Here is a 13,184-nt window from a genome sequence, read left to right as displayed (position 1 = left end):
AAAGTAAACTTACATTCCAATCCAACACGAAGAAGGGATCCAAGATGCTTACTTTTTTACTCCTATCAGCTCTTGTCGTGTGCGTAGTGGCCTTGATTTGGTCCGTATCGGCCATACGCAAGCAGCAGCATCACGAATTGGATAAAGGCATGAATGAAACAACGGCAAAGCATCCGATTATGGCCAACCCTATTTTAATCGCATATGTATTATTTCCGGTCATCCTTGTATTAGGAGCGGTATTATACATGTATTTAAATCGTTAAGGGGAGGGATATTCATGGACAAAAGCAAATATTATGTTTCCGTTCAGGCGGGGACGATTATGGCAGCCCAAGGCGAGGCAGCTTATGAGCTGGAAATCGAAGCCACACCGGAGGAGTATGCCAAGCTTCAAGCGCTGTTTGAGGATCAATCTTACATTGAAGATGATAATTTTCTCAGGACCCATGCAGCCGGAGTTCCCTATCATTTTGATGCGTCGAACGATGCATATGACATGGTCTTGCACGATATTTATTCATTGATCTATGAATTAGGTACAGAGGAAACCAAAAAGCATATTGAAAGCATGCACATTTTATGATGCTAAAACTCAAGTCTTATTTGAACAAGCCTCTGTGAAATAGCCTGGTGATTCTGCATAACCGGAGGGATTGATGCAAATGAAATGTAACGTAGGAAAAACGGAACAGATTATAAGGATATCCATTGGAGCTATCATCCTGTTATTAGGCCTCTATTATAGAAGCTGGTGGGGGCTCATTGGATTAGCGCCTATAATAACCGGTGCAGTTCGATACTGTCCGTTGAATAAAGCCCTGGGAATTTCCACCTGTAAATAGATTCTTTAACACGTACATTCAAATTATACTATTGAGGCCCTAGACATCTTAATGCAGAGGGCTTTTTCATTTTGGGGGTGAATTTGAGATTGTAAAAGGATTCGATTACTATAAATATACCGTGGGTCAGCCGTTCACGAGTTCTTATATACGGGGGATCATGATGAAAAAAACAGCGATAGTAGCCGGGGCAACCGGGCTGGTAGGCCGCGAGCTGGTCAGGCTTCTTCTGTCGGACCCCGAGTACGATAAGGTCATTGCTTTAGTTAGACGTCCGTTGGAGCTGCATCATGACAAGTTGACTCTCATCCTTACCCATTGGGAAGAGGAAACGCTTGCGGAGGAGCTGAAGGATAAGCTTAACGGATCTCATGTATTTTGTGCTTTAGGGACGACAATCCGAAAGGCCAAAACCAAAGCGCAATTCCGCAAGGTAGACTTTGATTATCCTGTACTGCTTGGGACACTGGCCAAGAAATACGGTGCTTCCTCATTTTTGATGGTGTCCTCGATGGGCGCCGACCCCAATTCCATATTTTTTTACAGCCGCGTCAAAGGGGAAGTGGAAGAATCCCTTAAGAATCTGGATTTGCCATCATTACATATTTTCAGACCCTCGCTTTTGCTTGGTCAACGCGATGAGTTCCGATTCGGTGAAAAAATGGCGGAAATCCTTGGTACCGTGTTTTCATTTCTTATGATCGGAGGCTTTGGTCCATATAAACCGATAACCGGAACCGCGGTGGCCCGGGGAATGATTCAAGCGGCAAAAAAGGGGAAGGTTGGGGTACGGATCTACCGCTCCGATGAAATTAAAATCTTATAAGAAACGCCTTAGAGATTCTTTCTTTTTATGGTGCGGACCCGTAAAACGATTTATACTTGAAAACAGGAGGATACAATTTTTATAATAATAGAATAGGTTTCCAATATAATCAAAGGAGCATTTAATGGAACGGTTAATCCTTGAATTCATTCATTTTTTGAAGGGGCTGTCCTATTCCGGCATTGTTATTGCCCTTACCTTTGAGTTTGTACCCGCAGAGCTCGTACTTCCGTTAGCAGGCTACTGGGTCTTTCAGGGGGACTTCCAGCTGATTCCGACCATCCTTGCCGGAACGATCGGCGGTACAACCGGCCCTCTTACTTTGTACCTGCTGGGCAGATACGGCGGCAGACCTTTTATCGAAAAGTATGGAAAATATTTTTTCATTCGCTCCCACCAGCTGGACGCATCGGATCGTTTTTTTGAGAAATATGGCGGCGGAGTAGCCTTTTTCGGAAGATTTTTGCCTGGTGTAAGGACGTTAATTTCAATCCCCTGCGGCATAGCCAAGATGAATGTCATCAAGTTTTCAGTGTATACCTTTTTGGCCATGCTGCCTATTACATCCCTATATGTTTATTTGGGATATAAACTAGGCCCTCAATGGGAACATGTAGCTCCTTTGGCCAAGCAATATATGATGCCGATTTCCCTTGTGATCGTGGTAGGAATACTTGTCTACGTTGTAATCAAACGCAAACTGAGGCCTGCTTAAGAATACTTGTCTCCTTGTTAGAAAATATATCGCTTATACCGAAACGAGCATTCAGGAATCCATAGCATTGACAGCAAATCATCCCGCACTTATCAAGTACGGGATGGTTTTTTTGATAAATTATTGGTGAATGTGCGTTTTGTTATTCCTCTTCAACCGTCGCGACCGGAGCAGGGGCAGGGGCTTTGAAAATCTCCACTTTGCGAATGCGGTGACGGTCTCTTTCCTTGACGACAAAAGTCAACCCATTGAATTCCCACTTGCCGCCTTTCTTAAGAGCGGGATTTTGATTGTATAACCAGCCGCCGATCGTATCAAAATCATCATCTTCAAATGATGCCTGGAACAGTTCACCAACCGCGGTCAAAGGAACTTTACCGTCAACGATGATATGCTCGTCATTGATTTTTTCGACATCGGGTTTTTCTTCGGTATCAAATTCGTCCTGAATTTCACCGACAATTTCTTCAAGAATATCTTCTATAGTGATAAGGCCTGATGTACCGCCGTATTCGTCAAGCAGGATTACCATGTGCACCTGCTGCTTTTGCATCAGCTTCAACAGCTTTTGAATTGGCGTGGCTTCCGAAACCGAGAGAACGGGCTGCAGCAGGGTCGTCAGTTCAATATCAGGCTGAGTGCTGCGTTTTAGGAACAGCTGTTTGGTATTGATGAAGCCGATGACATTGTCCTTCTCCGTATCAATGACTGGAAAACGGGTAAATTGTTCTTCCTTGATAATCGCCATGTTTTGTTCATGGGTATTCTGCACATCCAGACATACCATGTCCGTACGCGGCACCATAATTTCACGGGCAAGCATTTCGTCGAACTCAAAAATCCGATTGACATATCCATACTCGGATTGATTAATGTTTCCGCTCTTGTAGCTTTCGGATAAAATGATGCGCAGCTCCTCTTCCGTATGCGCTTCCTCATGCTCTTTAGCCGGTCTTAATCCGAACAGCCGGATCAATTTGTTTGCCGACCCGTTCAGGAGCCAAATAAAAGGATACATGACTTTATAGAAGAAAATCATCGGAGGAGCACAAATGCTGCTGCCCATTTCAGCTTTTTGAATCGCGAGCGATTTTGGCGCAAGCTCACCAACAACCACATGTAAAAAGGTAATCAAGGAAAAAGCTACGATAAAGGATAAGAGGGAAACCATTTCAGCCGGCAGAAAACCGGAAAATACAGGATACAGCAGTTTCTCGACGGTTGGCTTTCCGAGCCAGCCAAGTCCAAGGGCTGTAACGGTAATACCCAATTGGCAGGCGGACAAGTATCCGTCAAGGTTACTTGTGACTTTTTGAACGGCCAGCGCGTTTCTTCTGCCCTCCATGACCATCTGGTTCACTCGGCTGGGTCTTAGCTTTACGATAGCGAACTCGGTGGCTACAAATAAAGCGGTAGCGAGGATAAGCACAACGATGAGTACTAAATTAAGGGTAATCATACCAATCTCCTTTTTGGTTCATCTCATACTACAAGATCATTAATAAGTTCTTATGAACTCATATTATAAAAGTTCATTAAAACTTTCAAACTCGATTTTTGCTGAAAACATGCTGAATTTAACCGAAAATCACTCGGAATTCGGTTTAATAGGGTATAAATCTTTGTTTATATAGAATTTTGGCCCTCTTTATTTTTTTCGGAATTAGGCAAAAAATAAATTATTCCAAAATGAAACCTTTCTTCAGAAGCCCCGTAATATCATACAAAGCCGCATGAGATAAAGACTCCGATTCGGTATCCTTCATGCAGGCGGACTCCAAAGGGGAGTAGCTGTACAATAAAGTCGTCATTTCGAGAACCTTCTCCGGCTTTATTGGCAACGATTCGTTGTTAGCGAGACCTTTGCCTGGTATAGGTAAAGGTCTCTTTTTGTGACCTTTACCTTCCGGGTAAAGGTTTTTTTAATTCTTAACTTAAACATGAGGGAGTGGGTCAGATGGAATTTTCAGTATTGTTGGAGTATGGATGGGTATTATTGATTCTAATCGGGATTGAAGGGCTTTTGGCAGCGGATAATGCATTGGTCATGGCGATCATGGTGAAGCATCTGCCGGAAAAGGAAAGAAAAAGAGCACTCTTTTATGGATTGGCCGGAGCCTTCGTGTTCCGATTCGCTTCCCTTTTCGCCATTTCCTTTCTGGTGGGCGTGTGGCAGGTTCAAGCGATCGGAGCATTATACCTTCTCTTCATCGCTTTAAACCATATCTTTAGAAAGCTTGTCATGAAAAAAGCTAACGAGCGTGCGGCAGTAGAGCCTGGGTTGAAGACGGAAAAGAAAGGCTCCGGGTTTTGGACAACGGTCATCAAGGTAGAGCTTGCGGATATCGCGTTTGCGGTAGATTCGATTTTGGCGGCCGTCGCACTCGCTGTCGCTCTTCCCAAAACCAACCTTCCACAAGTCGGGGGCATGGATGGCGGACACTTCTGGGTGATTTTCACAGGTGGATTTATCGGCTTGCTCATTATGCGTTTCGCGGCCTCCTTCTTCGTTAATCTGCTCCACCGCAAGCCGGGACTGGAGATCGCAGCCTTCTTCATTGTAGGCTGGGTAGGGGTGAAGCTGTCCGTGTATACCCTCTCTCATCCGGCATTGGCCATTCTGCCACAAGGCTTCGCAAGCTCGACGGCTTGGAAAATCACTTTTTATTCGGTCTTGGTATTCATCGCGGTCAGCGGCTGGTTCTTGTCTAAAGAAAAGAACGAGGAAGCAAAATCTGCAGAAGCTGCACATTAATCGGCCATCCTCACATACTTGAAGGGCACTCCGGTGCCCTTCGCTGTTTTTACGGCTGCGGATTGACAAGCGGTGCGATTCGGTTATAATAAGCATAAGATTTGGACAAGGGAGAATGCTATGAAGACTAAAGGTATGATCGAGGCCGAGGTCAGCAGAGCATTAACCCAGTGGGAAAAGGATTTTTTGGGACGCGGTTCCGTCGAGGTCAGGACAGACATCATTCGCAATATGATTGTGGTCATGCTAAAGGGAGTGCTGACTCCCGCCGAGAAGCTGCTGGCAGAGCAAAAGGACGGTATGCTTTCGGTCAAAAAGATTCGGTCCGATTTGGTGGAAGCGGGAGTGAACCAGCTCGAATCGCTGATTTATGAGATCACCGGCTGTCGAGTCGTTTCGTTTCACACCGATATTTCGACGCGTACAGGCGAACGGATCATGGTGTTTATGTTAGATGAGAGCCTGGGCGAAGGCTGGCCAGCCAAACGATAATCAGCCAGGAGATCAACAAGGCGCCGCATAACGGCGAGTTGAAGATAACCGGCAAATATCTGATTCATGCAAGAAAGCTTGCGTGGAATCGGACATTTGCCGGTTTTTTGTTTTTAATCTACAAGAAATGGGTGGAGGAAATACTAATGTTTGATATTTTTATCGCGAATATGACATCGCCGGCCGTTCTGTTTTTTGCTCTGGGGCTGATAGCTTCCCAATTAAAGTCTGATTTGAAAATTCCAAAAGGATTAAGCGAGACACTAAGCATTTATCTCTTGGTAGCTATCGGTTTAAAAGGGGGGATCGAACTCTCAAAATATCCGTTGTCCGTGCTGGTTAACCCGATCGCGGGAGGTCTTTTGCTCGGTATGGTGATTCCGCTATTGACGGTATTCGTATTGCGGATGCTCAAGCTGGACATCTATAATGCCGTGGCCTTGGCTGCGACTTACGGCTCGGTGAGCATCGTGACCTTTGGCGCCGCGGTAGATTTTTTGGAGAAAACAGGTACTGCCTATGAGACCTATATGAGTGCGGTAGTGGCGATTATGGAGCTGCCTGCGCTCGTGATTTCACTCATCCTGCTAAACATGTTCAAAAACGCTGCCACGTCGAGCTCTGTTGCTCCTGCGAAATTATATTCCAGCATCCTGCCGGTCTTTCGCAAGGGGATTAATTTCCATATTATTAAGGAATGCCTTTCCGGCAAAAGTGTTCTGTTGCTGCTTGGAAGCTTAATGATCGGCCTACTGTCCGGCCAAGACGCGCTGCCGATCGTTCAACCGCTTTTTATAGATCTTTACCGCGGGTTCCTGCTGCTGTTCTTGCTGAGCATGGGAATCGTATGCGGCGCTCAAATCAGCGGGCTGAAACAGAACGGCTACCTGCTTATCGGATTTGCTTTAGCCGCGCCGCTGCTGTATGGAACGTTAGGAATAGCGATCGGAAAAGCAGTGGGCCTATCGATCGGCAGCAGCATGCTCATGGGAACTTTGGCCGCCAGCGCCTCCTATATTGCTGCCCCCGCCGCGTTAAAGTCCTCCGTTCCGGAGGCCAATCCTTCGATTTACTTGGGTTTAGCGTTAGGCGTGACCTTTCCTTTGAATCTGGCTGTCGGCATTCCTTTCTACCTATGGCTTGCACAAGCGCTGTATTCATAAATCACGCTTTGCCGCTGCCATCCCCGGAATGAACTGAAGATAAAAAAGAGCTGACGCGCTGTTCGCGTCAGCCCCCGAAGGACTCCCGGAATGCTCTGCCGAGCACATCGGGCTCTACGTTCCATATAACGGCGATTTCTCCGCATACGTTATCATCGAACCAATCCGCGAGCACCTTGCGGTTGCTGCCGTGCTCGGCGATAAAAGGGAGGTTCAGCATCACCTTTTTATAATACAATTCGTCAGCCTGCTTGATCAGCTCGGGAGCAAAATAGCCCCCCATCCTTTTCCGTGCCCGGTACAGCTCGCGGCTGCAGGTGCGGCGGATTTGCCGCGCGGACGGCAGGGGCTGGTTATGCTTCAACTTGTTGTCAGGGTTCATGAGTCGGCACACTCCTTCCTTGCTTTATGCTATGCGCAAGGAGGGGGTGCGGGTACTCATGAATGCTCCGGCCGTTCCCGTTTGCGGGCTATTCGTCCACGACCAAATAGCCGATCATGGGGCCGTTATGAGCGATATCGGGGTGCGTCAGACATACGATCCGGTAAATGCCGGGCTTGTCGGCACGGAAGGAAACGACGGTTTCCTGCCCTTTTTTTACCTCGCCTTTAATATTCATTCCGTCAATGATAAAAGGATGGCTGGCCCCGTTCACACCGTATATGCTCAGGCGGATGCGTTCCCCCTTTTTCACATAAACGGTACCGGGATCCCACCGGTAAGCTTCAATCGTTTTGCCGTCCGGCCCGGTCGTCTTGAATTCGCCTGTCACCAGGTTGATGGTACGTTCAGGCGCGTTGGAGCTCATGACGGTGCGGATATCGTCCTGCTCCCAGAAAAGCAGGGCGGCAGCGGCCAACAGTACGGAGGCGGCTCCGATCTTCAATGCTTTCATTTTCTTCCTGCTTACCACGAATACTTTGGTCATGGATATCACCTATAGGGATAAGGATAGTTTGTACCAATGTATGCGGGGACTTGTCTGATCATGACATCGATTCCGGCGGGATCGACCCGGCACCGCATTTGCAGGAGCACGGGAGGATGCGGTATGAATAAGCGTGTGCTAGAATAAAATAGGCTGCATAGACAAGAACAACAATCTGCGAAAAAAAGAAAGAGGCTGGAGAATCATGGGTGAGCTGCTGCATGGCTTGGTGCTTTCGGCATTGGCGTTTGTGGAGGGACTAGGCGTTTGGGGTATTCTGATCGGCTTGATGCTGGAGGTTATTCCAAGTGAAATTGTGCTTGCGTATGCCGGTTATTTGATCTCACGCGGGGAGATTTCGCTGTTGGGGGCCATCATTTTCGGACTCCTCGGCTGTTTGATCCAGCAGGTGATCTTGTATTGGATCGGACGCTATGGTGGTCGGCCGGCATTGGACAAATTCGGTAAATTTTTGCATCTGAAAAAAAAGCACCTGGACATCGCGGAAGGCTGGTTCAATCGCTATGGTCCGGTCATGGTGTTTCTGGCCCGTTTCATCCCGGTGCTGCGGCAGGCGATTTCCATTCCGGCAGGGATGGCGCGTATGCCGTTGGCCAAATTTATGTTCTACACCACGCTCGGCACCATCCCATGGGTTATCATTTTTGTTTATCTCGGACGTTCGCTGGGTGATAATTGGGAGCAGATCAATCAGGTGGCCGGTCCGTATGTGAAACCTTTTATTTTTGCGGCTGTCGTTCTGGCTGCGTTATATATTATCATCAAATGGACGAATCGCAACAAAGCTGTACCAAGATAAGCAAAAGGCCAAGTTTGTTTGGTTCCCGTTCCGGTTGGAGCGGGCCCTTTTTTTTTGGTACAATAACCCATAGCAGCACATCTTTGAAGGAGGAATGGATTCCGATGAGCAAAAATTTAAGCAGCAAGCTTCGCAAAGGGCTGTCCCCGCAGCAGTTTATGGACGGGATGACCAAGAACCAGGAAAAATTCAAAGAGTGGTACGACCTGTTCAAGTGGGAAAATGAAGAGGATAAGGAATTTTTTGAATCGCTGAATAACCGCGATGACCTCCGCTGCCTTATTTTGGCCGCCGATTGGTGCGGCGATGTCGTACGCAATGTGCCGGCCGTTTTCCGGGCATTGGAAATTTCCGGTATCCCTACGGAAGTGTTGATCAAAGAAGAGCATCCGGATGTGATGGAGCAGTTTCTGACCATGGGCGGAGAGGCGATCCCGATTATTATTTTCACTGATTTCAGCGGATTCGTGCTGGGACAGTGGGGACCGCGTCCGGAGCATGTACAGGCGGTTATGATTGAGTTCAAACAAAATAATCCGGACCGCGAAGCGGCCGATTATCAAGATAACATCAAGATCGCGCGTGAGGAAATGGGCCGTCGGTACGGTGAGGGGACCGGGTATCAGACGGTTATTGTAAAAGAACTGCGCGAGCTGCTGTCCTCCTTCTAAGCGATGACGATGGAAACAAAGGAACTTATCATTGAGTCGTTTTCTCTCGGGCCTCTGCAGACGAACGCTTACTTGATCTCGCTCCCCGGCGAGAACAAAGCGGTGGTCATCGATCCCGGCATGAACCCTAAGCCGCTGCTCAAGCGCGCAGCCGACATGGAGATTGAAGCGATTCTGCTGACGCATGCCCATTTTGATCACATCGGCGGTGTGGAGGAACTGCGCCGTTTGAAGGGCTGTCCAGTGTATTTACATGATGAAGAGGCGGATTGGCTGGTGAATCCGAAGAAGAACGGCTCCGCCAGATGGCCTGATCTGACCGAACCGATCACTACCGATCCTGCCGAGCATGCACTGGCCGACGGGCAGAACTTATCGGTGCTGGGTCTCAGCTTCAAAGTGCTTCATACCCCGGGGCATTCTCCGGGAAGCGTCAGCTTCTTGTACGGCAAGCATTTGTTCGGCGGGGACGTGTTGTTCAAGCTATCCGTGGGACGTACGGATTTGCCGGGCGGAAGTCACCAGGAGCTGCTGGATTCGATCCACGGCAAGCTGTTCGAGCTGCCTGACGATACCATCGTATACCCTGGGCACGGCCCGAAGACCAGCATTGGCTATGAACGGGAGCATAATCCGTATGTATAAACCAAGGCGTCTTTCATTCTGCTGGAAACAGCAGGGTGGGGGCGCTTTTTTTATCCTTCCAAGATGGCGAATGTCTATTTTTCCAAGCATAGGTGAACACCGTGTTCCCGTTAGGTACCTCTCCATAGACTAATGGTGTGTTCAGATAAGAGCACTTAAAGGGTTCCAGGAACGCTCGAAAGCACAAGAATATGAGAAATGATGCTTCATTCTTGTGCTCTCGTCAAATTTAACGGAGGTGTTCACCTTATGGAAAAGTATCAACCTATGGCTATGCCTAAAGCGACCGTTGCTCCGATGGCTTATGCTCCGATGGCGGCTCCCATGCCTGCTCCGATGCCGAACATACCGGCACCGACTGCCGTATCGCCCGCAGCAATGCCTGCCTATCCCGCGCCGGTCAATGTGCTCGCAACCCATGAGACAATCAACATCTATGCTCCGAAAAAGCATTACCATCACCATCACTGGTTAGGCCACGGCTATACTTCAGCGGGTATTATTTTGGTGCTTTACATCCTGCTGGTGATTGTTCTGCGGAGCATGTATCGCTTCTGAAGCTTCGTGAGCACAGGCGGTAACGCTCGGTAGTCGGATACCGGCTCCACCGCCACGCGTCAAGGCTCCCTGCGGCAGCGAACAGCTCATGCATATACGTGTGCTGAGTCCGCAGCCAACTATGAATGACATACGGTCATTTAAAGGTGCACAGGGGGCCTTGCGAGGGTGGATGGAATACAAAACAATGAAGAAAAGGGTTGACATTAGCAATATGAATCCATATGATTTAAACAAATGTTTAATTAAAACAAACGTTTAGATCAGTACATAAATGAAGGAGAGAACCATCATGCTTCAAGCTTTACAAGCGTATTTGAAAAAGCCGGCTACGAGGATCGGCATCATCACCGCGGTAATGTTTCAAGTCATATTCAGCCTGATTTGGATGACCGGGTACGCCGGTGTGACTGAGAATTCGAAGCAGCTGAAAATCGCTGTCGTCAACGATGATCCGGGTTTCGGACAAACAGTGGAAGAGCAGCTGGCGAAATCGCTGCCGTTTCAGCTCATCGGCGAAAGCTCGGAGGATAAAGCCAGGGACATGCTGAACGGGCGTGAGGTGCAGATGGTGCTGCATATCCCTGCGGATTTTACCAAGCAGCTGCAAACCCCGGGTCAGCAAGCGAAGATCAACTATATCATCAATGAATCCAACCCGGCTTTGATCAAGAGTATGATGCAGACTGTAGCGGGCGGCGTGACCGCCTCGGTGAGCAAGGAAACCACGGCGACAGGCGCTCGGGCCATTCTGGCACAAGCCCATATTCCTGCGCAGGAGGCCGCGGCTATGGCACAGGGGCTAACCGATAAAGTCGCCTCCAATGTCGAGCTTACGAATCCGGTTCAGGGGATGAATAACCAAATGGTTCCGATGATGATGGTGCTCGCTTCCTTTGTCGGCGCGATGATTATGGGTATGAATCTGCAGCAGGCAACGGGCATGCTCGGAGCGGGTTATTCCAAAGGGAGCAAATTCGGCGCGCGCGTCTTTATCAATGCGGTGTCGGCTGTCCTGATTGCACTCATCGGTTCTTCGCTGGTGGCTGCATTGGGAGGACAGATGGCTTCCGGCTTTTTGACTTTTTGGATGTTTCAGGCCTTGTTCCTGATGACATTCATGTTCTTTTCGCAGATGTTTCTCATCGTTTTCGGCATGGCCGGCATGCTCTTTAACATCTCCATGCTGTCGATTCAACTGGTATCCTCGGGTGCCATGGTTCCGCGTGAGCTTCTGGGCGGCTTTTACTTTACCGTCAGCCAATACCTGCCGGCCACTTATGCGGTGGAAGGCGCGATGAATCTGTTATTCGGAGGTTCGGGGGCAGGGAGCGATGCCGCTGCATTGACTTTCATCATGCTGATCTGCGCAGCGGTCGGGCTTTTGGCATCATTGCTGCGCAAGGAAACCGGCGCGGTCCTGGCTGCAGCAGACAAGCCGAAGTCGGCGAAAACCGCAGTGACAGGAGCATAACCTATGACTATGACCGGGACGTAAGACAGAGCTCCTTCGGGTCTTTGACTTGCACTGTTGGAGAGAAAGCCGGATAATGAAGTTAATCAATCCGGGAAAGGGGGATGATGATGTCACAGACCGAATCCGATATGAAAATCCGCATACTTCTTTCGGCCAAAAAGCTGTTTGCCAAACAAGGCTTTGACGGTACCAGCGTACGGCAGATCTGTGAGGATGCGGGCGCTAACGTTGCTCTCATCTCTTATTATTTCGGAGGCAAAGAGAAGGTGTTCCGGGCTCTTTTCGAATCCTTCTTTCCCGGTCATCATATGGCTCAGTTTGAGGACATTTTGCAGGATCCGGTGGAAGGATTGAAGCTGATCGTTCAAGAAGTTATCCGCTTCAGCATGACGGATACGGAGCTTAGCACCATTTTACAGCAGGAAATTACAATGAATTCTCCGCGTAAGCCGATCGTGACCTCGTTTACTTATCCCGTTTGGTCCAAGGTTCGGGAGCTGCTGGACCAAGGGAGGAAGGAAGGACGGTTTCAATTCGATTCGTTGGATCATGCCCTGATGATGGTAATCGGCATGGTTTTGGTCCACAAGAAATATGATTCGTTTCAGCCGCTGCTCTCCACTATGGAACACGATCCGGATTTGATTGGGAAGCATAGCTGGGAATTTATCCTGCGCGCCCTTGGGGCAGCCGGGTCATCCGCCTAAATCGTTCGGGCGTTTTTTTGCATACAATAAATGGAAATCCGGAGGAACGATTAGAGGGTGATGGATGATGTTGAACAGGTTCCCTGTGCTAATCCGCAATGTGAACGAAGGCCTTGATGAAGTCATCAGCGCGCTGGACAAAATGAGCTCGATCTACCAGTCGGCGGAACAGATGTCTCCAATCCTAAAAAAAATTGCCCGGCTGATTAACGAATCCCAAGCGCCAACAGGAAAACCGCTGCAGTTAAACGGGGCGAAAAACGGGAGAAGCTCCGTCTCCGCAGCCAGAAAAAGAAAGCGCCAGACAGGCCGCAGACCCAAATCGAAAAGTTGGATATAAACCGGAAGGAAAGTGAGGACAGGTCACTTTCCTTTTTTCATCGTATAGTCGGCTGCGGCAGCTGAGATCTCGGATAGGGAGATACGAGTGCCTGGACGAAGTCATCGCGCATTTACTCACAGCCCGAGCTGAACCATTCGAAATCGCCTACGACCACTCGCTGCACCAGATTAGCGGAGCAGGATTCACTGGCTTGCCTCCACGATATGCTGCATGCTTCAGCGGTTTAATAGGACGCAGC

19 protein-coding genes are annotated in these 13,184 nt (G+C 48.7%); 15 read left to right on the top strand and 4 right to left on the bottom strand.

Going from position 1 to position 13,184, the window contains the following annotated elements; all coding sequences use genetic code 11:
• The first annotated feature begins 44 nt into the window (after positions 1–44).
• From ACZYR9_RS06420 to ACZYR9_RS06400, 5 genes are all read left to right on the top strand, one after another.
• Entirely contained in the window at positions 45–266 is a 222-nt protein-coding gene (locus ACZYR9_RS06420) for a hypothetical protein (protein WP_488977640.1), read from the top strand.
• 14 nt (positions 267–280) lie between these two features.
• On the top strand, positions 281–586 hold the full coding sequence (locus tag ACZYR9_RS06415) for a hypothetical protein (protein ID WP_488977639.1): 306 nt from the start codon (positions 281–283) through the stop codon (positions 584–586).
• Between the two features lie 73 nt (positions 587–659).
• On the top strand, positions 660–845 hold the full coding sequence (locus ACZYR9_RS06410; RefSeq protein WP_488977638.1) for a YgaP family membrane protein: 186 nt from the start codon (positions 660–662) through the stop codon (positions 843–845).
• Between the two features lie 160 nt (positions 846–1,005).
• Positions 1,006–1,671, top strand: coding sequence for an oxidoreductase (locus tag ACZYR9_RS06405; RefSeq protein ID WP_488977637.1), 666 nt, complete (start codon positions 1,006–1,008; stop codon positions 1,669–1,671).
• A gap of 124 nt (positions 1,672–1,795) precedes the next feature.
• Positions 1,796–2,386 carry a DedA family protein gene (locus ACZYR9_RS06400; RefSeq protein WP_488977636.1) on the top strand — a complete coding sequence of 197 codons (591 nt, stop codon included), beginning with the start codon at positions 1,796–1,798 and terminating at the stop codon, positions 2,384–2,386.
• A gap of 142 nt (positions 2,387–2,528) precedes the next feature.
• On the opposite strand, the gene ACZYR9_RS06395 is transcribed toward ACZYR9_RS06400, so the two are convergent.
• Positions 2,529–3,845 (bottom strand): hemolysin family protein, encoded by a 1,317-nt coding sequence (locus ACZYR9_RS06395; RefSeq protein ID WP_488977635.1) that lies wholly within the window; start codon positions 3,843–3,845, stop codon positions 2,529–2,531.
• Positions 3,846–4,065: 220 nt separating this feature from the next.
• Complete coding sequence (locus tag ACZYR9_RS06390; protein ID WP_302621089.1) at positions 4,066–4,197, bottom strand: hypothetical protein; 132 nt, start codon at positions 4,195–4,197, stop codon at positions 4,066–4,068.
• A 146-nt stretch (positions 4,198–4,343) separates the two neighbouring features.
• Between ACZYR9_RS06390 and ACZYR9_RS06385 the strand changes: the two genes are divergently transcribed.
• The 3 genes from ACZYR9_RS06385 (at position 4,344) to ACZYR9_RS06375 (ending at position 6,796) form a co-directional block, all read left to right on the top strand.
• On the top strand, positions 4,344–5,141 hold the full coding sequence (locus ACZYR9_RS06385; RefSeq protein ID WP_174349680.1) for a TerC family protein: 798 nt from the start codon (positions 4,344–4,346) through the stop codon (positions 5,139–5,141).
• 120 nt (positions 5,142–5,261) lie between these two features.
• Entirely contained in the window at positions 5,262–5,633 is a 372-nt protein-coding gene (locus tag ACZYR9_RS06380; RefSeq protein ID WP_174349681.1) for a Na-translocating system protein MpsC family protein, read from the top strand.
• 146 nt (positions 5,634–5,779) lie between these two features.
• Positions 5,780–6,796 carry a sodium-dependent bicarbonate transport family permease gene (locus ACZYR9_RS06375; RefSeq protein WP_174349682.1) on the top strand — a complete coding sequence of 339 codons (1,017 nt, stop codon included), beginning with the start codon at positions 5,780–5,782 and terminating at the stop codon, positions 6,794–6,796.
• Positions 6,797–6,863: 67 nt separating this feature from the next.
• Here ACZYR9_RS06375 and ACZYR9_RS06370 read toward each other — a convergent pair whose 3' ends face one another.
• Positions 6,864–7,178 carry a dehydrogenase gene (locus ACZYR9_RS06370; RefSeq protein ID WP_174349683.1) on the bottom strand — a complete coding sequence of 105 codons (315 nt, stop codon included), beginning with the start codon at positions 7,176–7,178 and terminating at the stop codon, positions 6,864–6,866.
• An 88-nt stretch (positions 7,179–7,266) separates the two neighbouring features.
• Positions 7,267–7,725: a cupredoxin domain-containing protein gene (locus ACZYR9_RS06365; RefSeq protein WP_174349684.1), complete on the bottom strand. Its 459-nt coding sequence runs from the start codon at positions 7,723–7,725 to the stop codon at positions 7,267–7,269.
• Positions 7,726–7,939: 214 nt separating this feature from the next.
• Between ACZYR9_RS06365 and uptA the strand changes: the two genes are divergently transcribed.
• The 7 genes from uptA (at position 7,940) to ACZYR9_RS06330 (ending at position 12,943) form a co-directional block, all read left to right on the top strand.
• Positions 7,940–8,545, top strand: a complete 606-nt coding sequence (uptA, locus tag ACZYR9_RS06360; RefSeq protein ID WP_430016613.1) for an undecaprenyl phosphate transporter UptA — start codon at positions 7,940–7,942, stop codon at positions 8,543–8,545.
• A 104-nt stretch (positions 8,546–8,649) separates the two neighbouring features.
• Complete coding sequence (locus ACZYR9_RS06355) at positions 8,650–9,216, top strand: thioredoxin family protein (RefSeq protein WP_488977634.1); 567 nt, start codon at positions 8,650–8,652, stop codon at positions 9,214–9,216.
• A 9-nt stretch (positions 9,217–9,225) separates the two neighbouring features.
• Positions 9,226–9,861 carry an MBL fold metallo-hydrolase gene (locus tag ACZYR9_RS06350; RefSeq protein ID WP_488977633.1) on the top strand — a complete coding sequence of 212 codons (636 nt, stop codon included), beginning with the start codon at positions 9,226–9,228 and terminating at the stop codon, positions 9,859–9,861.
• Positions 9,862–10,110: 249 nt separating this feature from the next.
• Positions 10,111–10,419, top strand: a complete 309-nt coding sequence (locus tag ACZYR9_RS06345) for a hypothetical protein (protein ID WP_488977632.1) — start codon at positions 10,111–10,113, stop codon at positions 10,417–10,419.
• Between the two features lie 292 nt (positions 10,420–10,711).
• Entirely contained in the window at positions 10,712–11,893 is a 1,182-nt protein-coding gene (locus ACZYR9_RS06340) for a YhgE/Pip domain-containing protein (RefSeq protein ID WP_488977631.1), read from the top strand.
• A 110-nt stretch (positions 11,894–12,003) separates the two neighbouring features.
• Positions 12,004–12,603, top strand: coding sequence for a TetR family transcriptional regulator (locus tag ACZYR9_RS06335; protein WP_488977630.1), 600 nt, complete (start codon positions 12,004–12,006; stop codon positions 12,601–12,603).
• A 64-nt stretch (positions 12,604–12,667) separates the two neighbouring features.
• Complete coding sequence (locus ACZYR9_RS06330) at positions 12,668–12,943, top strand: hypothetical protein (protein WP_488977629.1); 276 nt, start codon at positions 12,668–12,670, stop codon at positions 12,941–12,943.
• The last annotated feature ends 241 nt before the right edge of the window (positions 12,944–13,184 follow it).

The sequence above is a fragment of the Paenibacillus sp. F024 genome (assembly GCF_057814255.1).
This window is presented reverse-complemented; position numbering and strand designations above follow the sequence as displayed.